The 20606-nt window shown below is 72.0% G+C and carries 16 protein-coding genes and 1 tRNA gene; 8 read left to right on the top strand and 9 right to left on the bottom strand.

The genetic code is table 11. The features are described 5' to 3' along the window. The first annotated feature begins 78 nt into the window (after window positions 1-78). Together ACIQ9E_RS15655 and ACIQ9E_RS15650 are read left to right on the top strand one after the other, a co-directional pair. On the top strand, window positions 79-1152 hold the full coding sequence (locus ACIQ9E_RS15655) for an LLM class flavin-dependent oxidoreductase (RefSeq protein ID WP_403707417.1): 1074 nt from the start codon (window positions 79-81) through the stop codon (window positions 1150-1152). 413 nt (window positions 1153-1565) lie between these two features. Then, a complete protein-coding gene (locus ACIQ9E_RS15650; RefSeq protein WP_403707120.1) occupies window positions 1566-3200 on the top strand; it encodes a glycosyl hydrolase family 18 protein in 1635 nt (544 codons plus the stop codon). 212 nt (window positions 3201-3412) lie between these two features. Here the strand turns inward: ACIQ9E_RS15650 and ACIQ9E_RS15645 are convergent, their stop codons facing one another. Beyond that, window positions 3413-5110, bottom strand: a complete 1698-nt coding sequence (locus ACIQ9E_RS15645) for a putative bifunctional diguanylate cyclase/phosphodiesterase (RefSeq protein WP_403707415.1) — start codon at window positions 5108-5110, stop codon at window positions 3413-3415. A 652-nt stretch (window positions 5111-5762) separates the two neighbouring features. Here ACIQ9E_RS15645 and ACIQ9E_RS15640 point away from each other — a divergent pair. Continuing rightward, on the top strand, window positions 5763-7061 hold the full coding sequence (locus ACIQ9E_RS15640; protein WP_403707413.1) for a M6 family metalloprotease domain-containing protein: 1299 nt from the start codon (window positions 5763-5765) through the stop codon (window positions 7059-7061). Between the two features lie 71 nt (window positions 7062-7132). On the opposite strand, the gene ACIQ9E_RS15635 is transcribed toward ACIQ9E_RS15640, so the two are convergent. The 6 genes from ACIQ9E_RS15635 to ACIQ9E_RS15610 form a co-directional block, all read right to left on the bottom strand. Beyond that, window positions 7133-7206, bottom strand: a tRNA-Lys gene (locus tag ACIQ9E_RS15635). After that, a complete protein-coding gene (locus tag ACIQ9E_RS15630) occupies window positions 7197-7850 on the bottom strand; it encodes a hypothetical protein (protein ID WP_403707411.1) in 654 nt (217 codons plus the stop codon). Before ACIQ9E_RS15630 ends, ACIQ9E_RS15635 begins: the two co-directional genes overlap by 10 nt. 252 nt (window positions 7851-8102) lie before the next feature. After that, window positions 8103-8444, bottom strand: a complete 342-nt coding sequence (locus ACIQ9E_RS15625; protein WP_403707118.1) for a hypothetical protein — start codon at window positions 8442-8444, stop codon at window positions 8103-8105. Between the two features lie 412 nt (window positions 8445-8856). Further along, a complete protein-coding gene (locus tag ACIQ9E_RS15620) occupies window positions 8857-9339 on the bottom strand; it encodes a VanZ family protein (RefSeq protein ID WP_403707116.1) in 483 nt (160 codons plus the stop codon). 207 nt (window positions 9340-9546) lie between these two features. After that, window positions 9547-9939, bottom strand: a complete 393-nt coding sequence (locus tag ACIQ9E_RS15615) for a hypothetical protein (protein ID WP_403707114.1) — start codon at window positions 9937-9939, stop codon at window positions 9547-9549. A gap of 881 nt (window positions 9940-10820) precedes the next feature. Beyond that, a complete protein-coding gene (locus ACIQ9E_RS15610) occupies window positions 10821-11426 on the bottom strand; it encodes a histidine phosphatase family protein (RefSeq protein WP_403707112.1) in 606 nt (201 codons plus the stop codon). A gap of 219 nt (window positions 11427-11645) precedes the next feature. Between ACIQ9E_RS15610 and ACIQ9E_RS15605 the strand changes: the two genes are divergently transcribed. The 3 genes from ACIQ9E_RS15605 (at window position 11646) to ACIQ9E_RS15595 (ending at window position 16636) form a co-directional block, all read left to right on the top strand. Continuing rightward, window positions 11646-12662, top strand: coding sequence for a phosphatase PAP2 family protein (locus ACIQ9E_RS15605; protein WP_403707110.1), 1017 nt, complete (start codon window positions 11646-11648; stop codon window positions 12660-12662). 1050 nt (window positions 12663-13712) lie between these two features. Next, a complete protein-coding gene (locus ACIQ9E_RS15600) occupies window positions 13713-15299 on the top strand; it encodes a hypothetical protein (protein WP_403707108.1) in 1587 nt (528 codons plus the stop codon). After that, window positions 15296-16636 (top strand): AAA family ATPase, encoded by a 1341-nt coding sequence (locus tag ACIQ9E_RS15595; protein WP_403707106.1) that lies wholly within the window; start codon window positions 15296-15298, stop codon window positions 16634-16636. Before ACIQ9E_RS15600 ends, ACIQ9E_RS15595 begins: the two co-directional genes overlap by 4 nt. 199 nt (window positions 16637-16835) lie before the next feature. Here ACIQ9E_RS15595 and ACIQ9E_RS15590 read toward each other — a convergent pair whose 3' ends face one another. Beyond that, window positions 16836-18263 carry a tetratricopeptide repeat protein gene (locus ACIQ9E_RS15590; protein ID WP_403707104.1) on the bottom strand — a complete coding sequence of 476 codons (1428 nt, stop codon included), beginning with the start codon at window positions 18261-18263 and terminating at the stop codon, window positions 16836-16838. A 240-nt stretch (window positions 18264-18503) separates the two neighbouring features. Between ACIQ9E_RS15590 and ACIQ9E_RS15585 the strand changes: the two genes are divergently transcribed. Both ACIQ9E_RS15585 and ACIQ9E_RS15580 read left to right on the top strand, forming a co-directional pair. After that, window positions 18504-18929 (top strand): hypothetical protein, encoded by a 426-nt coding sequence (locus ACIQ9E_RS15585; RefSeq protein WP_403707102.1) that lies wholly within the window; start codon window positions 18504-18506, stop codon window positions 18927-18929. 108 nt (window positions 18930-19037) lie between these two features. Next, window positions 19038-19913 carry a spermidine synthase gene (locus ACIQ9E_RS15580; RefSeq protein ID WP_403707100.1) on the top strand — a complete coding sequence of 292 codons (876 nt, stop codon included), beginning with the start codon at window positions 19038-19040 and terminating at the stop codon, window positions 19911-19913. A gap of 25 nt (window positions 19914-19938) precedes the next feature. Here ACIQ9E_RS15580 and ACIQ9E_RS15575 read toward each other — a convergent pair whose 3' ends face one another. Next, complete coding sequence (locus tag ACIQ9E_RS15575) at window positions 19939-20520, bottom strand: hypothetical protein (protein ID WP_403707098.1); 582 nt, start codon at window positions 20518-20520, stop codon at window positions 19939-19941. Window positions 20521-20606: the final 86 nt, after the last annotated feature.

Genomic DNA, 20606 nt, shown 5'->3' with positions numbered 1-20606 from the left:
CCGAGCACGGAGGGCTGGGAGCCGGTGAACGACGCGAGGGAAGAAGAGTCCGGCGGAGTCGGCGGGGCAGGGGCCGGTCTGCGCGGCGACCCCGTCCGGGGTACGGCGCACGGCACCGCGTCCGTACCGCTCTCCGTACTCGACCTGGTCACCGTGGGGGAGGGCAGCACCGCCACGGACGCCCTGCGCACCAGCGTCGCCCTGGCCCGGCTCGCCGAGGACCGCGGATACCACCGCCACTGGGTCGCCGAACACCACTCCATGCCCGGAGTCGCCTCCTCCGCCCCGGCCGTGATCCTCGCCCATCTCGCCGCCCGCACCGACCGGATCCGGCTCGGCTCCGGCGGGGTGATGCTGCCCAACCACGCCCCGCTGGTGATCGCCGAGCAGTTCGGCACCCTGGAGGCGCTGGCGCCCGGCCGGATCGACCTCGGGCTCGGGCGGGCCCCCGGGACCGACGGCGCGACGGCCGCGGCGCTGCGCCGCACCGCCCGCGCGGGAGAGGGCGCCGAGGACTTTCCGCAGCAGGTCGCCGAGTTGACCCGGTTCCTCGACGACGATTTCCCCGACGGCCATCCGTACGCCCGGATCCACGCCGTGCCCGGACCGGTCCAGGGCCCGGTCTCCCGGCCTCCGGTCTGGCTGCTGGGCTCCTCCGGTTTCAGCGCCCGGCTCGCGGGCGCGCTCGGGCTGCCCTTCGCCTTCGCCCACCACTTCTCGGCCCGGAACACGGTCCCGGCGCTGGAGCTGTACCGGGACGCGTTCTGCCCCTCGGCCGCACTGGCTGCCCCGTACGCGCTGATCGGGGTGGCCGCGCTCGCCGCCGACGACGAGCGCGAGGCCCGCCGCCAGGTCCTGACCGGCGCGCTGTCGATGCTGCGGCTGCGCTCCGGGCGGCCCGGCCTGATCCCGACGCCGGAGGAGGCGGAGCGGTATGCCTTCACCCCGCTGGAGCGGGAGTTCGCGGACGGCTGGCTGTCGACGATCGTCCACGGTACTCCCGACGCCGTACGGACCGGGCTCGACGAACTGGTGAAGCGGACGGGCGCGGACGAGTTGATGCTGACGTCGAACGTGCACAGCGGTGCGGCGCGGCTCCGTTCGTACGAACTCGTCGCGGACGCCTACGGCTTGCCGAGGCCCGGAGGCTGAACCGGGGGAACCAGGGTGTCCGGCAGGGCCGTCGAGGGGGTGCCCGCCGGAGCCCCGAGGCCCGGAAGCGGCTCCTCCGGCGCCGTGATTTCTTTCCGGTGGTTCATCCCTGAACTGTCCGAATGGTCCGTATCATCTAGCCCTTAAATTCCCCTTATCCCGCGCTTAAAGTCCTCGTCAGTCACGGTGGGAAGGCGCTCATCTTTGCCGACGCACCGCTCTGACGAGGGCTTTTATCTTGAAATTGGTCTAGTCCCTTTTTGTTGGGAGGTTGGTCGAGACCATTGACTGATGGCTGGCCGGATCGCTATTTCTTTCTCCGGCCCGCCCAACGCCGACCGGCGGGCCCGCACCCCCCGTTCCCCCCACTTCGGAGGCATTACGTGCGCTCCCGCAAACCCTTGATCGCGGCCATGACGACCGCGGCGCTCGCCGCGGGCGTCCTGGCCGGATTCGCCGCGACGGGCAATGCAGCCACCCCACAGCAGACGGCTGCCGCCACCCCCGCCCAGACCGGTGTGAAGATCGCGTACTACGACCAGTGGAGCGTGTACGGAAACGCCTTCTACCCCAAGCACCTGGACACCCGGGGCATCGCGAACAAGCTGGACATCATCAACTACTCGTTCGGGAACATCCACCCGACCGATCTGACCTGCTTCCAGGCCAACAAGGCCGCGGGCGACGACAACAACCCCAACGCCGGTGACGGCGCGGGCGACTCGTACGCCGACTACCAGCGGACCTTCTCCGCCGCCGACAGCATCGACGGCGTGGCCGACCGCTGGGACCAGCCGATCGCCGGTGTCTTCAACCAGTTCAAGAAGCTGAAGGCCAAGCACCCCCACCTCAAGATCAATATCTCGCTGGGCGGCTGGACGTTCTCCAAGTACTTCCACGACGCGGCCAAGACCGACGCCGCCCGGAAGAAGTTCGTCTCCTCCTGCATCAAGCAGTACATCACCGGTGACGTCCCCAAGGCCGACGGCTACGGCGGCCCCGGCACCGCCGCCGGGATCTTCGACGGCATCGACATCGACTGGGAGTACCCCGGCTCCAGCGGCGGCCACCTGGGCAACCACTACGGCCCCGAGGACAAGGCCAACTTCACCCTGCTGCTGGCCGAGTTCCGTCAGCAGCTGGACGCCTACGGCGCCGCCAACGGCGGTAAGAAGTACCTGCTGACCGCCGCCATGCCGGCCGGCCAGGACAAGATCAAGCACATCGAGACGGACAAGGTGGGCGCGTACCTCGACTACGCGAACATCATGACGTACGACATGCACGGAGCCTGGAACGGCACCGGCCCGACGTACCACCAGTCGCCGCTGTACTCCCCGCCGTCGGACCCGACCAACCCGATCGCGCCCGGCACCGAGAAGTACTCCGTCGACAACGCGGTCCGCGCCTGGATCGACGGCAACCCGGCCTACGGCATCGCGGGCGGCTTCCCGGCGAACAAGCTCACCCTCGGCTACGAGATGTACTACCGAGGCTGGAAGAACGTCCCCGCCGGGGCGAAGAACGGCCTCGGCCAGACGGCCAACGGCGGCAGCGCCCCGCGTCCGCTGAGCCAGGCGGCCGGTATCGCCAACTACAAGGAACTCGGCGGCATCGTCGACAACCCGGCGACCACCTTCTGGGACGACGAGGCCAAGGCCGCGTACTTCTACAAGAACGGCGAGTTCTTCACCGGTCTCGACAAGCGCGCGATCGACGCACGGGCCGCCTACGCCAAGAGCAAGGGCCTCGGCGGCGCGATGATGTACTCCCTCATCGGCCTCGACGAGCAGACCAAGCTGCTGAACGACGTCGTCGCGGCGGTCGGCGAGAGCGTCCGGCCGACCCCGACTCCCACCCCCACCCCGACCCCGACTCCCACCCCGTCCCCGGCCTGCGGCGAGGCCTGGACCGCCACCGGGGTCTACAACACCAACTCCGTCGTCTCCCACAACGGCCGCAAGTGGAAGGCCCAGTGGTGGACCCAGGGCAACGAGCCCGGGACCGGCGGAGAGTGGGGCGTCTGGCGCGACCAGGGGGCCTGCTGACCCCGGCCGGACAGCCGCGGAACCAGGGGCCGTCCCCCACAGCACCATCCGGCCCCTGAGCACCATCCGGTACCACCCGTACTGACCGCACCACCGGTACCGGAGAACAGAACCACCGTGTTCCCCCCACAACACCGCCCCCGCCCGGATGTTCATCCCGGGCGGGGGCGGTACCCATTGCGGGGCCGGGGGACCGCGCCCCCGGAGTGCGGTCAGGCCGGGAGTGCGGTCAGACCCACCAGCTCGGCGATCCGGTCCGGCGGCACCGCCCGCGAGTAGAGCCACCCCTGTCCGCTGTCGCAGCCGATCCGCCGCAGCCGCGCCGCCTGCCCGGCGGTCTCCACGCACTCCGCGGTCACGGTCAGCCCCAGCCGGTGCGCGAGCTGCACCAGCGCCTCCACGATCGTCTCGTCGGCGGGGTTCGGATGCGCCTCGTCCTGGAAACCGCGGACGAACGAGCCGTCCAGCTTGAGCGCCGAGACCGGCAGCCGGCTCAGATAGGCGAGATTCGAGTAGCCCGTACCGAAATCGTCGATCGCGATCCGCACGCCCATATCGCTGAGGGCCTGGAGCGCCTGGAGCGGCCGCCCGGCCGAACCCATCACCGCCGACTCGGTCAGCTCCAGCTGGAGCAGATGCGGCGGCAGCCCGGTCTCCTCCAGCGTCCGGGCCACGTCCGCCACCAGATCCGAGTCCCACACCTGCCGTACGGCGACATTGACGCTGACGAACAGCGGCCGGCTCCCCGGGTGGTCGAGCTGCCAGCGCCGGGCCTGCCGGCAGGCCGTCCGCAGCACCCAGCGGCCCAGCTGGACGATCGAACCGTCCTCCTCGGCGATCCCGACGAACCGATTCGGCGCCAGGGTTCCGAACCGTGGATGCTGCCAGCGCACCAGCGCCTCCACCCCGTGCGTCACCCCGTCCGCCAGCCCCACCAGCGGCTGGTACTCCAGCGCGAACTCGCCCCGCTCCAGCGCCGGGCGCAGCGACGAGGAGAGCGCCTGCCGGGTCATCCGGTGGGCGTTGCGCTCCGGGTCGAACAGCGTCCAGCGGGCCTTGCCGTCCTCCTTGGCCCAGTAGAGCGTGGTGTCCGCGGCCTGCATCAGACCCGTCGCGGAGGTCCCGGCCGCCGCCCGCTCCACCACCCCGATCGACGCCGATACCGAGAGCCGCTGCCCGTCGAGGTCGAACGGCCTTTGCAGGGCGGCCAGCACCGATCGGGCGAGATCGGAGAGCTGCTCCGTACCCGTGGACTCCTCGACGAGTACGGCGAATTCGTCGCCGCCCAGCCGGGCCACCAGATGGCCGCCGCCCCGGGATGCGCCCACGCTCTCGGCGCATTCGGCGAGCCTGGCCGCGACGGCGGTCAGCAGTTTGTCGCCGATCCGGTGCCCCAGCGTGTCGTTGACCGCCTTGAAGCCGTCCAGGTCGAGATAGCAGAGCCCGATCCGGCCGGTGGCGCCCCGCTCGTACGCGGCGGACTCCAGCGCGGCCGTGAGCCGTTCGAAGAACAGCGCCCGGTTCGGCAGTTTGGTGACCGCGTCGTGCATCTCCAGATGGCGCAGCCGGGCGCGCAGCTCCCGCCGTTCACCGATGTCCGTGACGCACAGCAGCGCACCGCGTCCGTCCCCGCCCATTCCGCCGCCCCGGCCGTCCCCGCCGGGGCCGGTCAGCGGGGTGAGGGTGATCTCCGCCCACAGCGTGCCGCCGTCGGCGCGTTTGACCCGGCGGGTGCAGCGGAGCCGGGGACGCCGGCCGCGCAGCACGTCCCGGTACGTCTTCCGGTCGGCATGGTCGGCCGCCAGTCCCGTCAGCTCCTCGGCGCTGCGACCCGTCGTATCCCCGCCGAAGAGCCCGGCGAAGGCCGGGTTCGCCCCGGTGACGAGGCCGTCGGCGCCGACGACGGCCATGGGGAGGTGTGCCGCGTCGAACGCGGCCCGATAGTCCCGCCCGGACCCTGTTCCTTCGGGGGTTCCGCTCACCGCTTTCACTCCCGCAGTGCAGTTGTGTCGTGGATGTGGTCGGAATACGTCAGACGAGTCGTCGACCGGCCGCGGCGGAAGAGACTTGCCGGGGAACGATCGGGAGAGATCCAAAAACAACCTAAAGCAGGGAAACCAAGGTATAGATGTGGAAAGTTGAGGAAAGCTCAGGAACGTTGAGGAAACGGACCAGGGAAAGTGTGCCGATCATAGAGGCTGGCCTGTCGGCCGTTCCACCTTCACCGCCGTGGCGCGGTGTGCTGACAGTCTCTGCCAGATCGTTTCTGCGTACCTCTGTCCGAAGCATTTCATCTCGTATCCCTGATCTGATCCATCGCTGACCGGAACTGCCGATCCGGCTGTCCTCTCCGGAAGGGGCGGCTGTCGGCCGGTCTCAGCTCGGTTTCGGCCCGGTGTCGGCCCGGTCACCCGACTGGGGCATCGGAAGTGGTCGTATGGCTAGAAAACGCCACAAGGTGGTCGAGGTGTCTCTCATTCCGCAGCCATTCCGCAGCCGGAGGTCGACGTGGAGCGTCAGCAGTCACCCACGGGTCCACCCGGGAGTGGGGAAGGCGGCCGTCTGTGCGGATCGGACGGCGCCGGGGCTGCGGGTGGCGGTGGCCGAGGGGGCCGAGATACAAGGGGGACCGGTGGTACGGGCGGCGAGCGCAGCCGGACCCGCAGCGCGGCCGCGGCCCTGACCTCCCTGCTGGCACTCGCGGCGACCTCGCTGGTCGCGGGACCGGCCGTGGCCAAGACCTCGTCCGCCTCCTGCGCGCTGGCCCGTACGCCCGCGCACCACTCCCTGGGGCTCGACACCTGGAACACCGCCTATCCCCGGCCCGTCCGGAGCCTCGACGCCGTCATGGTGTTCCTCTCCTTCCCCGACTCGGCCCCGCGCACCACACCGGCCGAACTGACCGCCGACCATTTCCCCGCCACCAGCGCCTTCTTCGAGCGTGCTTCCTACGGCCGGTTCACCCTCCGGGCCGATCCGCAGCGCGAGTGGGTACGGATGCCGAAGGCGTCCACCGACTACGGGATACAGCGGGACTGGGACGCCGGGCAGCGGCGGAACTTCCTCCGGGACGCCCTCGGTACGGCCGACCGCACCGTCGACTTCTCCCGGTACGACATCGTCTATCTGGTCGCGGACCCCGACGCGCCCGGCGTGGACTCCGACGCCACCAAGGTCGTCAACTTCGCCGGCCCCATGACCTACGACGGCACCGGTCTGCGGCGCGTCGTCACGGTCTTCGAACAGCACCCGCCGGACCGGAACGTCCTGGCCCACGAGACCGGGCACGTCTTCGATCTGCCCGACCTCTACCAGCGGCCCGTCGACGGCAAGGGCGACTGGGACACGTACGTCGGCGACTGGGACGTCATGGGCAGCCAGTTCGGGCTCGCGCCCGACCTGTTCGCCTGGCACAAGTGGAAACTGGGCTGGCTCGACACCCGGGACGTGCGCTGTGTCACCCGCCCCGAGCTGATCACCCTGGAACCGGTCGGCGCGGCGCCCGCCCCGGGCGGGGCGCTCGGCACCCGGCTCGCCGTCGTCCGTACCGGCCCCGGCACGGCCCTGGCCGTCGAGGCCCGCGGCGCCGCCGGGAACGACCGGACTACCTGCACCGAAGGCGTCCTCCTCTACCGGGTCCGCGCCGACACGGTCTCCGGCGGCGGCCCGGTCGAGGTGATCGACACCCATCCGGAGACGGAGGCCTGCTGGGACCGCTCGGTCTTCCCGAAGCTGGCGGATGCGCCGCTGGGCGTTGGAGAAACGTTCACTCTCGCCGGGGAGTCCGGCGAACGGATCCGGATCGAGGTAACGGACCGCACCGCCACGGGCGCCTGGACCGTCAAGATCAGCACAGGGTGACGGCGGCGGACGCCGCCCTTCCCGGGCACGAAAAAGCCCCCTCGCTCTCGCGAGGGGGCTTTCCCCGTCTGTGCGCCGCCAGGGACTCGAACCCCGGACCCGCTGATTAAGAGTCAGCTGCTCTAACCAACTGAGCTAGCGGCGCCTGCTGACGTCGTAGACAGTAGCACCCTGATCCGGGAGAGGAGAAATCGGTCCGTACGGCCCCGCCGGAGTGCCCGTACGGACGGCAGCGGCCGCGGTCCGCGCCGCCTTCACCGCCCGTACGCAGGCCCAGAGCAGCACCTCGGGGCCGGGCAGCCAGGGATGCCGGCTGCCCGGCGCGACCAGCCACCGCGGCACCGCCCCCGGATCGCCCCCGCCCGGCGCGGCCAGCGGGGGGACCGTGACGGCGTCCCCCCGGCCGTGGAACATCAGGGCCGGTACATAGCCGCCCCACTCCTCCCAGCTCAGCAGCGCCGGCAGCCGGGACGCCGTACCCGGCGCCGTGAAGACCAGCACCCGGCCCCGGTGCGCCGCGACCGGACCCGACCCCGGACCCTCCTCCCAGATCCGGTCCAGCAGCAGCCGCCCGAACACCGCGGGCGCGCTCACCACGTCGAAGAGCCGCCCGCACGACAGCACGGCGGGCGCCCCGGGACGGCGCTCCCAGAGCGTCCGCGGGCTCCCGCCCGCGGCGGCCAGCCAGTCGGCCCCCGCGGCCGTGATCTGGGCCGCGCCCCGTGCGCTCTCCTGCCGGATCCGGGCGAAGAACTCCGTACGGTCCTCCTCTCCGGAGGGCTGCGGCATGCCGTGGTCGTCCCGTAACGGTGCACTCGTGGAGGCGCTCATGACTCCAGGTGTACCGGGAGTGATCGCGTGATTCCACTCTGTCGGAGAAACGGTGACAGGGCGGGGTGGGAGGGGGTATCTTGCGGCCCGGCATATGCCGGTTGCCTACGCGGTGCCGGCGGTTCGGGGTCGGCCCGGGGGCAGTGCTCTCTACGCTGACCGGTCGTGGCCGGCCGGGCGGTACGGGCGCCGGCCCGCAGGAACCGCTCTCTACGCGTGACCGTCCTGGCGGGCCAGGCCCCGGCCGAACTCGATCATCTTCCGCGCGTAGTCCTCGGTCCACCCCGCGCGCTCCGCGATGTCCCCGGGCGTCATCCGGTCGAACCGCCGGGGGTCCGCGAGCTGCGCGGCGGCCAGTGCCTGGTACTCCACCGCCCGGTCCGTCGCCGCGCGGAACGCCAGCGTCAGCTCGGTCGCTCGGGTGAGCAGCGCGCGGGGATCGTCCATCGCCTCCAGATCGAAGAAGTGCTCCGGATCGGCGACGGCCTCCGCGGGTTCGAACAGCAGCGCGGCGGGGCGCGGCTTGCGGTGTCCCTGGGGGGCCTCGGTCATGTCACGTCCTTCGGGCGGGTCGCGCGGAATGGGCGCGTCGGCACGGTCCAGCGTCCATTCTCCCTCCCTGCGCAAGGTGGCGTCTCCGCCTCCCGCCGGGGTACCCGGCCCCGGGCCGGGCCCCGGGGGTGCCGTTCCCCGCGGGGCCCAGGGCAGTTCCTGCGCCTCACCCCCCAAAGCTGCCTTTGGGGGTCCCCCGGCGGGGGCGACCTGCACCCCCTCCCATGTGATCCCAGCATGATCAGCTCGCGAAGCCACTGGTGAAGTCGCGCGTCACCGAGGAGAGGGAACTCTCCTGATCACCGCCCCCGGCCATCGCGGATCGGCCGGTCGGGCCGAGAACGCCAGGTTCCGGTTCGGTTGCAGTGACTGTCAGGTGTCCGGCCCTGCCCGTAGATTCTCCGGATTGCTGCTACTTACGCGCCAGTCGGGGATGCGGCCGCCTCCGCTTTCCTTCCCGCTTGCGCGGTTCGGTGATAGCGGTGGCCAGTTGTGCAGTCACGGCCCCGAGGACTCCGCCGAGCGTGTTGAAGAGGACATCATCTATATCGACGGTCCGACCCGCTGCCATGGCGAGTTGAAGGGCTTCGATTGCGACACTGGCTGCAAAACACCAAGCGATGGCCGTGGCGGCGCGTACGCGGTCCCTGCGGAAAGCGAACAGTGCACCAAGCGGGACGAACATCACGGCGTTGGCGATTTGCAAACGTGCGACCATTTCCCCCTCTTGTTCGAAGAGGCCGGCCCCATAGTCACTGCTTGTTCCCCACAGTCCTCCTCCCAGCTCCCAGGATATGTACGCCGCTCCGCTTCCGAGCGGTTGGGTCGGCATCAAGGTGGCAAGGAGGACCAGCAGGGCCCAGGTAGTGGCTGCCATCCGCACTGCGCGTGCCACTCGGGCGTCCTCTCGGCCCTTCGAGCGTTTACGCCATAATGCGATGGTGTAGCAGAAAAGCATCGACAGAAGGACACTCGAGGTCACCGTCGCCGGGGAAACATAGAGGATTATTTGCCACATATCGCGCTTTCCGGTGGAGCGTTGACGGCAGGGATATGGAGCTTATCCGGCTGAGGTGACAGTTGCGCACGCTGTCTGGTCGAACTACGGACACCGCCACTTGGTGACGTACGTGGTGTTGTTGTGCTCCATGACGCCCCGAATGCATTCCCCGGAGTTTATGGAGTGACTCTTCTTCAGTTCGACGTAGCCGTTCTGCGTCCTTTTGGAGCCGAACCACAATGGGAAGGCGGTAATGTTACTGTTCTTGCGCTGGGTTCCCAGCGTTACCGTAATTTCTCCACTTCCGCCCGTCCTCCAGTAGGACGTGGTGAAGGTATATGTTCCGGTCGTTCCTAAGGTGCCGCCCGAGCTGCAAAGCTGGCCGTTTGTCAACTGTCCACACCCGGCCGGGACTGCGCTTGCCGGTGGTGCGACGATTACCATGGAGGCCAGCAGTGCAAACGTTCCGACTGTGGCAGCAGTGAGCTTCTTCATTGTGAATAGTTCCTTTCTCGTGCGACGAAAGAATGGTGATCGTGCGACCCGAGTGAAAAGGCGATGGGGAGTGCGCTGCGTCGCGACCGATACCCTACACAACGCCGACACTGAAAGATCGCTCATGCTCCGAAGTGGCTCCATCTGATCCAGTGGAGACTGAAACGAGGCGATGAATGAACGCTCTCCGTTTACTCTTCGGTCAAGCGGGATTCGATTCGGCCATTTGTTGAACATTGCAGCGATCGACCGGTCCATGCTGCCTTGTCTGTCCCGCGTGCCTCCATTCCGGGGCAGGGGGAGGGGCGAACCGGTTCTGTGCGGGGAGACCCTGTCTCTTCCTCTGCTAGCACGGGAATACTCCGGCAGCATGCCGCCGTGCACCGGGGTACCCGGCCCCGGAGAGAATCTGTGTCCGTCTGGCCAGGTGAGGCAGGAAGGACAACTTCCGGGGCTCCCCCACCCCGTGGCGGGTGATTGCGTGAACTCCTACTCCCCGGGGGTCAGGTCGGGGTGATCTCCGGAGGGGGGTGCAGGGTCGCCCCCGCAGCCGCGGGCGACATGACCGGACGTGCTTCGGTCCGGTGCATCGCCCGTGGCGAGGAGGTGAGCCCGGAGGCCCACGACCCGGCCGCACCCGACAAGACCCCGCGCCTACCCCACGGAGTAACGCGACCCGACCGCCGTGGGGCCCGCACGCCGCAGGGGCGAAGAGACCATGAAGCCGTGCTGGGGGTCCCCCCACCGCCGAAGGCGTAGACGGGGGTACCTCCCACGCCGCCAGGCGTAGGGGGAGGAACTGCGCGACCAGCCCCCACGGCCCGCGGCTGGACCTGCAACCGAAGCCAACAACGGCGCGCCCCCGCCCCCGCCCGAAAGGCTCAGGCCGCGGCCAGGTGCGCCGTGTCGTTCCAGGTGTCCAGCGCCGGATCGCCGTACGCCCAGCCCAGGACCGACAGCGACGTCGGGGCCAGGGCGATCCGGGCCGCGAATTCCGGCTCCAGGCCCAGCCACCTCGCGCACAGCACCCGCAGTATGTGCCCGTGGGCGAAGAGCAGGACGTCGCGGTCGGCCTCGCGGACCCGTGCCACGACCTCGTCCGCCCGGTGCGCCACGTCCGACAGCTTCTCGCCGCCCTCGACGCCGTCGCGCCAGATGACCCACCCCGGGTTCCCGGCGGCGGCCCGGATCTCCGGAGTCGTACGGCCCTCGTAGTCGCCGTAGTCCCATTCCATGAGCGCGTCGAACGGCTCGGCGCGGTCCCCGAACCCGGCGAGTTCGCAGGTCCGGGCCGCGCGGGCCAGCGGGCTGGTCCACACTTCCGTGCCCGGGAGCCCCGCGAAGGGGGCGCGCCGCAGCCGCTCGCCGATCAGGGCCGCGCCGCGCTCCCCCTCCGCCACGAGGGGGATATCGGTGCGGCCGGTGTGCTTGCCGAGCAGTGACCATGCGGTCTGGCCGTGCCGGACGAGCAGAATGCGCGGTGCCATGGTGCGGAGCCCCCTGATGATCCAAAGAGTGGTCCTCCATCATGCATGGTCCGGCCACCGATCCGGGGAGCGCCGCCGGGCGCCCCCGAGGCAACCTCGGGGGCGCCCGGAGCGTCCCTTCCTGAGCCGGTACCCGCCGATCCGCCACCGCGCCGTGAACCGTACGGTTGACCGGTGGCCGATCCGGCCGGCAGAGCACGCACGAGGGGGAACGAACGGATGACGCACACCACGGCCACCACGGCTCACCACCGGCCTCGCTGGTGGACCGAGCTGGCGCTGCTGGCGCTGGTGTACGTCGCGTACTCGGCGGGCCGGCTGCTGGCCCGCGGTGATGTGTCGACCGCCGTCGACAACGGCCTCGCGATACTCAGGGCGGAGCGTGCCGTCTCGCTGGACTTCGAGACGCCGCTGAACCGCCTCTTCACCGAGCACGCCGAGATCGGCGTCCCCGCCGACTTCGTCTATGCCTCACTGCACTATCTGGTGACGCCTGTGGTGCTGGTCTGGCTGTTCCGCCGCAGGCCGCTGCAGTACCGCGCGGCCCGGACCTGGCTGATGGTGTCCACCCTCCTCGGTCTCGTCGGCTTCACCCTGATGCCGACCTGCCCGCCCCGGCTGCTGGAGGCGGGGCACGGTTTCGTCGACACCATGGCCCAGTACAGCTCGTACGGCTGGTGGGGCGCGGAGGCGAGTGCCCCGCGCGGTATGGGCGGTTTCACCAATCAGTACGCGGCGATGCCGAGCCTGCACGTCGGCTGGGCCCTGTGGTGCGGTGTGATGCTGTGGCGTTTCGGCCGTACGCCGCTGCTGCGGACCCTCGGCGTCGCGTACCCGCTGGTCACCGTGATCGTGGTGATGGGGACGGCCAACCACTACTTCCTGGACGCGGTCGCCGGGGCGGCCGTGATGGGTGCGGGCCTGCTGCTGGCGAAGCCCGCGATGCGGCTCGCGGACCGGGTGCGGGCCCGGATCACGGGGCGCGGGGCGGCGGCCCTTCCGGCCGTTGGGTCCCCGGTTGTCGGTGGCGGATGCCACACTTCCACGGGTGAGCGCATCCCAGGGCAGCGGACCAACTCCGCGGCAGGCACCACAAGTACCGCAGGCACCACCGGCAGCCCCGCGGACTCCGCGGGACGCCCCTCCGGCGCCACGCCGGACGCCGCCCCGGGAGCCGTCGCGGAGCACAGCCGCGTCGGAGGCGCCGACGACACCGCTCCGGCAGCGGCTCGCTGAGCTGAGAGGCGCCGGGGCCCGGCCGAAGCCGCTGGACGCCCGGGCGCTGGCCGCCCTGGCCGCCAATCCCGGCTGCGAGCGCCGGGCGCTGCTGGACGGCGCCGGGGTCGACAAGGGGGCGCTGGCCGCCGCGCTGGGGTCGGCCGCCGTCTTCGGCCAGTCGCAGTTCGCCTTTATGCGGGGGAACGCCTTCGAGGCCAGGGTCGTCTCGGACGGCGGCGCGGAGCTGATGAGGCTGCTGGGGGCCGAGGCGGAGGGCGGGTTCCGGCTGCCGGACCTGACCGCCGCGGGCCCGGAGGGCCGGGCCGCGCGGACGGCGCTGGCGCTGCGCGAGGCGACCGCCGCCGGGGTCTGGAGCCTGCTGCGGCACCCGCTGCTGGCGCTGGAGGTCGCGGGCTCCCCGGCCTATCTGGAGCCCGACGCGGTGGTGGTCCGCCCGGACGGGGAGTGGACGGTCGTCGAGATCAAGTCGTTCCCGATGATCGACGCCTCCGCGGACGCCGCGAAGGTGGGTGCCGCCGCCCGTCAGGCCGCGGTGTACGTGCTGGCGCTGGAGCACACGGCCGGGCTGGTGCCGGGCGCCCGGGTCGCGGACCGCGTGCTGCTGGTCTGCCCCAAGGACTTCTCCAATCTGCCGACCGGATCGGTGGTGGACATCCGCAAGCAGCTCTCGGTGACCCGCCGCCAGCTGGCCCGGCTCACCCGGGTCGAGGATCTCGCGGCGGCCCTCCCCGAGGGCACGACCTTCGCCCTCGACCGGCCGTCCGACGAGCTGTCCGCCGCGGTGGCCTGCGTTCCCGCGGCCTATGCGCCCGAGTGCCTGGCCGCCTGCGAGCTGGCCTTCCACTGCCGTGACCGGGCCCGGGACGCCGGTGCGGTGGAGGCCCTCGGCCGCTCGGTCCGCGGTGAGCTGGGCGGACTGACCACGGTCGCCGGTGTCCTCGCCGCGGCCCGGGGCGCGGCGGGCGATCCCGCCGATCCGGCGGTGGCCGCCCTCCGCCGCGCGGCGTCCCTGCGGGCCGAGGCCCTGGCGGCGGCGGGAGGTGTCCGGTGAGCCTGATCGCCACCCTCGCCCGGCTGGAGGCGCTGGAGGCCGGACGGGCCACGCCGCTGGCGACCGTGCGGCACCGGCGGGTCTCCGACCGGCCGCTGGTGTTCGTGCCGCTGACCACCGCCGGTGAGGCGGGCGCCCCGCTCGGCGCGCTGGTCGGCACCGACCGGGACGCGCCCCGCCTGCTGACCGTCGCCCAGCCCCGCGACCGCGAGCTGCGGTTCGCCTTCCTCGCCGAGCTGGCCGACGCCGTACTTCCCCATCTGGAGTCGTACGCCGACGATGTGGAACTCGTCGAACGCGCCGCCGCCGACCCGGAGACCGGCAAACGCACCAAGGTCGAGGCCGAACTCTGCGCCGACGCCCCGCAGATCGTGGTGCCCGGCCGGGCCGCGGCCGAATTCGTCCGGCTCCTCGGCCGGTCCATGCGCTTCCGCCGTACCTCCGAACAGGATCCGGACACGCCCTACCCCGCACCGCCGCGGGTCCCCCTCCTCGGCCGCTGGTTCACGCACTACGGGGAGCGGGCCAGGGTCCCCGGCTCGTCCCTGCTGCTCGCCGCGACCGATCTGCTGAACCGGCACTGGGCCACCGGCCAGTCGTCGCTGGAGGACCAGCACCTCGGGGCGCTGCTGGCCTGGGTCGATCCGCCGGACGGCATGTCGGGCGCCGATGCGGCGCTCCGCGCCGAACTGGGCCGGGACGCCCACGGCCGGCTGCTGTGCCCGCCCGCCGGGCCCGCCACCGACCCGGTGTTCGACAACCGGCTGCTGGCGCCCGCCGTCGAGAGCTACGACCGGCTGCGGCTGCGGCTGGCCGCCGCCGAGGACGGCGCCCACGCGGAGGGCTGGCTGGGCGAACTGGCCGTCGCCGAGCGGGAGATCCGCAGACTGCTGCTGACCCAGCTGGAACCCACCTGGAACGCGGTCTGGCGGGCCCTGGACCTGCTGCGGGAGCTGCCCGAGGGGGCCCGGGTGCCCGACCGCTGGACCCGGGACCGCTGGTCCTTCACGGCCCACCGGGACCGGGTGCGGGCCGGGGAACCGCCCCAGCCGCGCCGGGACGACGCGGTGACGGCCGCCCGCAAGCTCGCCGCCCGGGAGACCGCCCAGGCCGAACTGGACGCCCAGGAGGCGCTGGACGATCCGCTGGTGCTGGCGGGGCGGCGGCTGGCCGGGGAGGCGTTCACCGGCGAGGTCACCGAGACCGTCATGGCCTGGTCCGAGTCGAAGCGCCCGTCGCCCCGGCCGCTGATCACCTTCCGTACGGACGACCGCCCCCATCTCGGCGAGCGGGTCAAGGTCTACCGCTCGCTGGACGGCCGCCCCCAGTCGGCCGAGCTGGTGCAGTCGGACGCCGACGGGATGCTGGTGCTGAGGCTGCTGGACCGGATGGGCCGGTCCAAGGATCCGGCGGAAGGCTCCGTTCCGGCCAAGGGCGACCGGATCGCCTGGACCCTGTTCGAACACGACCAGCGGGGCGGGCCGAAGCTGCCCGAGCCCGAGGACACGCCGTGGACCCACGGCGGGCCGCCGTCCGTGTCCGCGGAGGACCCGGACCCCGTGACCCCGGAGGACCTGCTGTGAGCACCGCCCTGCGCGACGACCCCGGTGCCGCGGCCGCCCGCGCCACCGACGCGATCCTCGCGGACACCCTGCACGGCACGGACCGGGGCGTCGTCGTGGACTCCCCGCCCGGCGCCGGAAAGTCCACGCTCGTGGTCCGCGCCGCCCGGGAGCTGGCCGCCGCGGGCCGCCCCCTGATGGTCATCGCCCAGACCAACGCCCAAGTCGACGATCTGGTGCTGCGCATCGCGGAGAAGGACCCCGAGCTGCCGGTGGGCCGGCTCCACAGCAACGACCCCGACCCGTACGACAAGGCACTCGACGAACTGCCGTCCGTCCGGAAGTCCGCGAAAGCGGCGGACCTCGCCGGTCTGGACGTGGTGATCTCCACGGCCGCGAAGTGGGGCCATGTGCAGGGCGTCGACCCCTGGCCGCACGCGATCGTGGACGAGGCGTACCAGATGCGCTCCGACGCCCTGCTCGCCGTCGCCGGACTCTTCGAGCGGGCGCTGTTCGTGGGCGACCCGGGCCAGCTCGACCCCTTCTCCATCGTCGGCGCCGACCAGTGGGCCGGGCTGTCGTACGACCCGTCGGCGAGCGCGGTCTCCACCCTGCTCTCGCACAATCCGGGGCTGCCCCAGCACCGGCTGCCGGTGTCGTGGCGGCTGCCCGCGTCGGCTGCGCCCCTGGTGTCCGCCGCGTTCTACCCGTACACACCGTTCCGCAGCGGTACGGGCCCCGGGGACCGGCGCCTGAGCTTCGGGGTGCCGTCGGACGGTTCGGCGTACGACCGGGTCGTGGACGAGGCCGCGGAGTCCGGCTGGGGGCTGCTGGAGCTGCCCGCGCGGCACACTCCGCGGACGGACCCGGAGGCGGTCCGGGCGGTGGCCTCGACCGTCCGCCGGGTGCTGGACCGCGGCGGCGCGGCGACGGCCACGGCGGGGGCTGAGCCGACGCCGGTCACCGCCGACCGGGTCGCCGTCGGCACCGCCCACCGCGATCAGGCGGCGGCGGTCCGCGCCGCGCTCGCGGAGCTGGGGGTCCATGACGTCACGGTGGACACGGCGAACCGCCTCCAGGGCCGTGAGTTCGATGTGACGGTCGTCCTGCACCCGCTGTCGGGCCGCCCCGATGCGACGGCGTTCCATCTGGAGACGGGCCGGCTGTGCGTGCTGGCCTCCCGCCACCGCCATGCCTGCATCGTGGTCTGCCGCGCGGGCGTCCCCGCCCTCCTGGACGCCCACCCCTCGACCGAACCGGTCCGCCTGGGCGTCACCGTCAAGTTCCCGGACGGGTGGGAGGCGAATCATGCGGTGTTGTCGCATCTGGCGGAGCACCGGGTGGTTTGGCGGGCGTGAGATGGGGGTTTGCCGGGCGGAGTCCGGTATGCCGCCGGAGGCGGCTGTTGGTTGCAGTCCCGGACGGGTGGGAGGCGAATCATGCGGTGTTGTCGCATCTGGCGGAGCACCGGGTGGTTTGGCGGGCGTGATGCGGGGGCCCGCCGGACGGAGCCGCACCGGGTGGTCCGGCGGCCGTGACACCGCCCGGCGCCCCGGCTCAGACCCGTAGCGCCTGCTCGTCCCGGTAGGCCAGGAAGGACGCCACTTCCTCCGCCGCCCGGTGCGGGGCCAGCAGTGCCGCCGTGGTGTTCAGCATGGACTGGATACGGGAGGACTGGACGCCCTGGAGCAGGCTCAGCACCTCCCGGCCCGCCGCTGCCGCCTCCTCGTAGCGGCCGCCGCGGGCCAGCGAGGTGGCGAGTTCGGCGCGGTAGAGCGCCAGATTGCGGGTGAAGTGGTCGTCCTCGACGGACGCGGCCCGGCGGGCGTGGTGGACCGCGCGCGACCAGTCCCCGAGCCGGGCCCAGCACTGGGCCTGGAGGAACTCCAGCTCCGGCTCCCCGAAGAAGGACATCCACTCGGGGTCCGCGTCCGCCGCCCCCCGTGCGAAGTGGGTGTGCGCCCGGCCCAGGGCCGCCTCGCAGCCCGCCCGGTCGCCCAGCCCCGACCAGCCGCCCGCCTCGCGCAGCGCGAGGAGCGCGAGCAGCCGCGGGGAGCCCAGATCCCTCGCGGCCCGGCCGCCCGCCTGGGCCGAGCGGACGGCCTCCCGGTGGCGTCCGGCGTCCCGGGCGAGGAAGGAGGCGTTGGAGAAGGCGTGCGCCTCCAGACCGTGGTCCCCGGACATCCGGGCGGTCGCCAGCGCCTCCGCGTAGTGGGAGCGGGCATCGTCGACCCGGCCCGAGTCATGGGCCAGCCAGCCCACGGAGATCGCCAGCTCGCCCGCGCCCGAGTGCAGCCGGTCCGAGGTTTCGCGGTGCGCGGTCACCCCGGAGTCCAGCAGGGCGTACGCCGCCCGCAGCGGCTGTGCCGCGCGCTGGTAGAGACCGTCGGCGCCGTGCCGGTCGTCCAGCAGCCGGATCCGCCGTACCGCGTCCTCGACGGCCTCGACCTCCGGCTCCCCGATCCGCCGCCGTGCCGGTGCGGAGCCGGAGCCCTGCTCCGGCAGGGTGCCGAGTACGGCGCCGAGTACCGGGCCGAAGGACGCGGCCGCCACCGTGGCGGAGCCGCCCGTCATGAATGCGCGACGCAACACGTCGCTCTCCTCGTCGTTCTTGCCGTCATCGTTCGTGGTGCCACCGGGCCCGGGTGCGTCGGGCGGCCGTTCCCTGACCTCGGCCCGCGCGGTGCGCGGGGTCCGGCCGCCGCCCCGGACCTGCTCGCGGGCCGTGAACCCCAGGTCGGTGAGGCCGAGCCCGGGGAACAGATGCAGGAAGACCCGCTCGTACGCGTAGTTGGGGCAGCGGATTTCGCCGGCCTCGACCCGCCCGATGTACCGGGCGTCGCACGAGACCTGCTCGCCGATCTCGCGGGCGGCCTTCCGTACGGCCGCCGCGAACTCACCGGGGGAGCGCGGGCCGCGCAGCCTCCGGAAGGCGGAATTGGGGACCGGTGATGCCTGCCGCGATGTCCGTGACGACGACGCCATGGCCGAGCCCTCTCTTGGTACACCGTTGTTCCCGGCGAGGCCGAACGTACCGGCTGCGGAGGGTGGTTCACCGGGACTTTGGCTACAAAAGGGATAACTCCCCCCGGATCTGCCATGAACTGCCATCCTTTGCGGCGGAGTGTTGCCGTAGCCCTTGACGCGTTGGGGCGTTGAACTTCTTGGAGGCGCAGTCCGTGCCCCGTGGTGAACGAGGAGGGGATCCTCTTGTTGGAAGCCGGCATGGAGACCAGCGTCGGCGGCGGTGCCCGCAGGGCCGTGAACGCCGAGGAGAACGGTGGCCGGGATACGGTCCCGGGCGGCGGACCCGACGCGGTCCGCGGTCCGGGACCCGAGCCGTGCGATCTGGTGACCGTCCCCACCCGGCAGGGGCTGGAGGCGGTGGACATCCTGCGGCGGACGGCGGCGCCCGCGGTCGGCCCGGTACTGCACGACGGCACCTGCGACACCCTCGGATTCCTGGTGCCGCCCGGTACGGCGGACGGCTGGGACGTACCCGGCAGTGCCTGTACGGAGACCCCGCGCCCGGAGAACGGCGGCTGGCTGCTGCCGCCCGACGGCGTCGAGCGGGTCACCGACCCGGCGGTGCTGAGAGAGGCCCTGGGCGAGGCCGCCCGGCTGATCGAAGTCGTCGACCGCTGCTCCTGAGCCGTTTTGCGGAGCCCGTACCACCGGCGCAGTTCCCCGACCCGGCCCGATACCCCGGAGGAAACGCTTCTTCGCAGGCGGGGGCCGGACGGGGCCGATAATGAGCGGATGACGAAGAGCAGACGGCGGCGCGGCGGCGGCGGGTCCGGGGCCCCGGAGGCCCTCACCGCCGCCGTCGCCGGTGGTACGGCCGAACTCGTTCCCGATCCGGAGCGGCCGCGCGCCTGGACGCTGCTGCTGGACGGGGCGCCCCAGTCCCATGTGGACCTGGACGACCCGGAACGGCTCTCCTTCGCCTACCAGCGGCGGCTCGGCCATATCGCCGATCTCGCCGCCCCGCCCGGCCGCCCGGTGCACGCCCTGCACCTGGGCGGCGGGGCCTTCACCCTCGCCCGCTACATCGCGGCCCGCCGGCCCCGCTCCACCCAGCAGATCGCCGAGGTCGACGCGGCGCTGGTGGAGTTCGTCCGGGCGCGGCTGCCACTGGACCCGCGGGACCGGATCCGGGTCAGGGCCGTGGACGCCAGGGCCGCCCTGGGCCGGATCCCGGACGCCTGGGCGGATCTGGTGATCGCGGACGTCTTCGACGGGGCGCGCACCCCGGCCCATCTGACGAGTACGGAGTTCCTCGCCGAGGTCCGCCGGGTGCTCCGGCCCGGCGGCTGGTACGCGGCGAACATCACCGACGGAGGTCCGCTGGTCCATCTGCGGGGCCAGGTCGCCACCGCCGCCGAGGTCTTCCCGGAACTGGCCCTCGCGGCCGATCCGGCCCTGCTGCGCGGCCGCCGCTTCGGCAACGCGGTCCTGCTGGGCGCCGCGGGGGAGCTGCCGATCGCCGAACTGACCCGCCTGATCGCGAGCGACCCCCATCCGGGCCGGGTCGAACACGGCCGTGCACTCGCCGCCTTCACCGGCGGCGCGCCCGCCGTCACCGACGCGACGGCCCGCCCCTCCCCGTCCCCGCCGCCGGGCGCCTTCGACTGAACGCCCCGGTCACGGCCTCACGGAATTACGGCGCTTCGCGTTCGTCGAAGTCGAAGCGCGGCGGGTGGCCGTTCCAGATGCAGAAGACCGACATCTCGCGCGTATCGCTGGTGAACGTCACCCGGATATAGGTCGGCTCCTCCAGTACGTCCATCCGCCAGCCCTCGTTCGGGGTCGCCGACAGCAGCTCCGCCGATGCCGGGCCCACGTCGAACAGCACCTGCCCGCCGTCGACCGTCTGCCCCTTCACCGTGCCCTTCGGTTTGCTGTTCACCGGGGTGCCCGAGGCGCTGGAGGGGCGCGGCCCGCTGCTGGGGCTGCTCGCGGGGGGCTCCGGTGAGCGGTCGCCGCCGTTGCCGTCCGGTGTCTCCTGAGCGTCCTCGGTGATCCGTGACCCGGGGGTGCCGGAGGTCTTCGAGGGGCGCGCCTCCGGCGGCGACTGCGACCGGTGGGTCGCGGAGACCTGAGGCTTCGCCTGCGTGGTGGGGTCTTCCCCGGCGTTGATCGGCACGGCGCGCGGCCGGTCGTACGCGGTTCCCGACATCACCGTGTGAACGCCCCACCACGACAGCGTCACCGCTGCCCCGGTGGACAGCGTCCACGCCATGGCATGTACAAGTCCTCTACGCATCGGGGCCATACTGCACCACACAACCCGCCCCTGTCCCCAAGAGGACCGGCCTACTCCGGATC

The organism is Streptomyces sp. NPDC094448 (genome assembly GCF_044763775.1).
GTDB lineage: Bacteria > Actinomycetota > Actinomycetes > Streptomycetales > Streptomycetaceae > Streptomyces.
This window is presented reverse-complemented; position numbering and strand designations above follow the sequence as displayed.

What these genes read in the sequence shown, in the direction of transcription:
- ACIQ9E_RS15650 (WP_403707120.1), top strand. Translation starts at nt 1,566, where the DNA reads ATGACGACCGCGGCGCTCGCCGCGGGCGTCCTGGCCGGATTCGCCGCG.
- ACIQ9E_RS15645 (WP_403707415.1), bottom strand. Translation starts at nt 5,110, where the DNA reads ATGGCCGTCGTCGGCGCCGACGGCCTCGTCACCGGGGCGAACCCGGCC.
- ACIQ9E_RS15630 (WP_403707411.1), bottom strand. Translation starts at nt 7,850, where the DNA reads ATGCCGCAGCCCTCCGGAGAGGAGGACCGTACGGAGTTCTTCGCCCGG.
- ACIQ9E_RS15625 (WP_403707118.1), bottom strand. Translation starts at nt 8,444, where the DNA reads ATGACCGAGGCCCCCCAGGGACACCGCAAGCCGCGCCCCGCCGCGCTG.
- ACIQ9E_RS15615 (WP_403707114.1), bottom strand. Translation starts at nt 9,939, where the DNA reads ATGAAGAAGCTCACTGCTGCCACAGTCGGAACGTTTGCACTGCTGGCC.
- ACIQ9E_RS15610 (WP_403707112.1), bottom strand. Translation starts at nt 11,426, where the DNA reads ATGGCACCGCGCATTCTGCTCGTCCGGCACGGCCAGACCGCATGGTCA.
- ACIQ9E_RS15605 (WP_403707110.1), top strand. Translation starts at nt 11,646, where the DNA reads ATGACGCACACCACGGCCACCACGGCTCACCACCGGCCTCGCTGGTGG.
- ACIQ9E_RS15590 (WP_403707104.1), bottom strand. Translation starts at nt 18,263, where the DNA reads ATGGCGTCGTCGTCACGGACATCGCGGCAGGCATCACCGGTCCCCAAT.
- ACIQ9E_RS15585 (WP_403707102.1), top strand. Translation starts at nt 18,504, where the DNA reads ATGGAGACCAGCGTCGGCGGCGGTGCCCGCAGGGCCGTGAACGCCGAG.
- ACIQ9E_RS15580 (WP_403707100.1), top strand. Translation starts at nt 19,038, where the DNA reads ATGACGAAGAGCAGACGGCGGCGCGGCGGCGGCGGGTCCGGGGCCCCG.
- ACIQ9E_RS15575 (WP_403707098.1), bottom strand. Translation starts at nt 20,520, where the DNA reads ATGGCGTGGACGCTGTCCACCGGGGCAGCGGTGACGCTGTCGTGGTGG.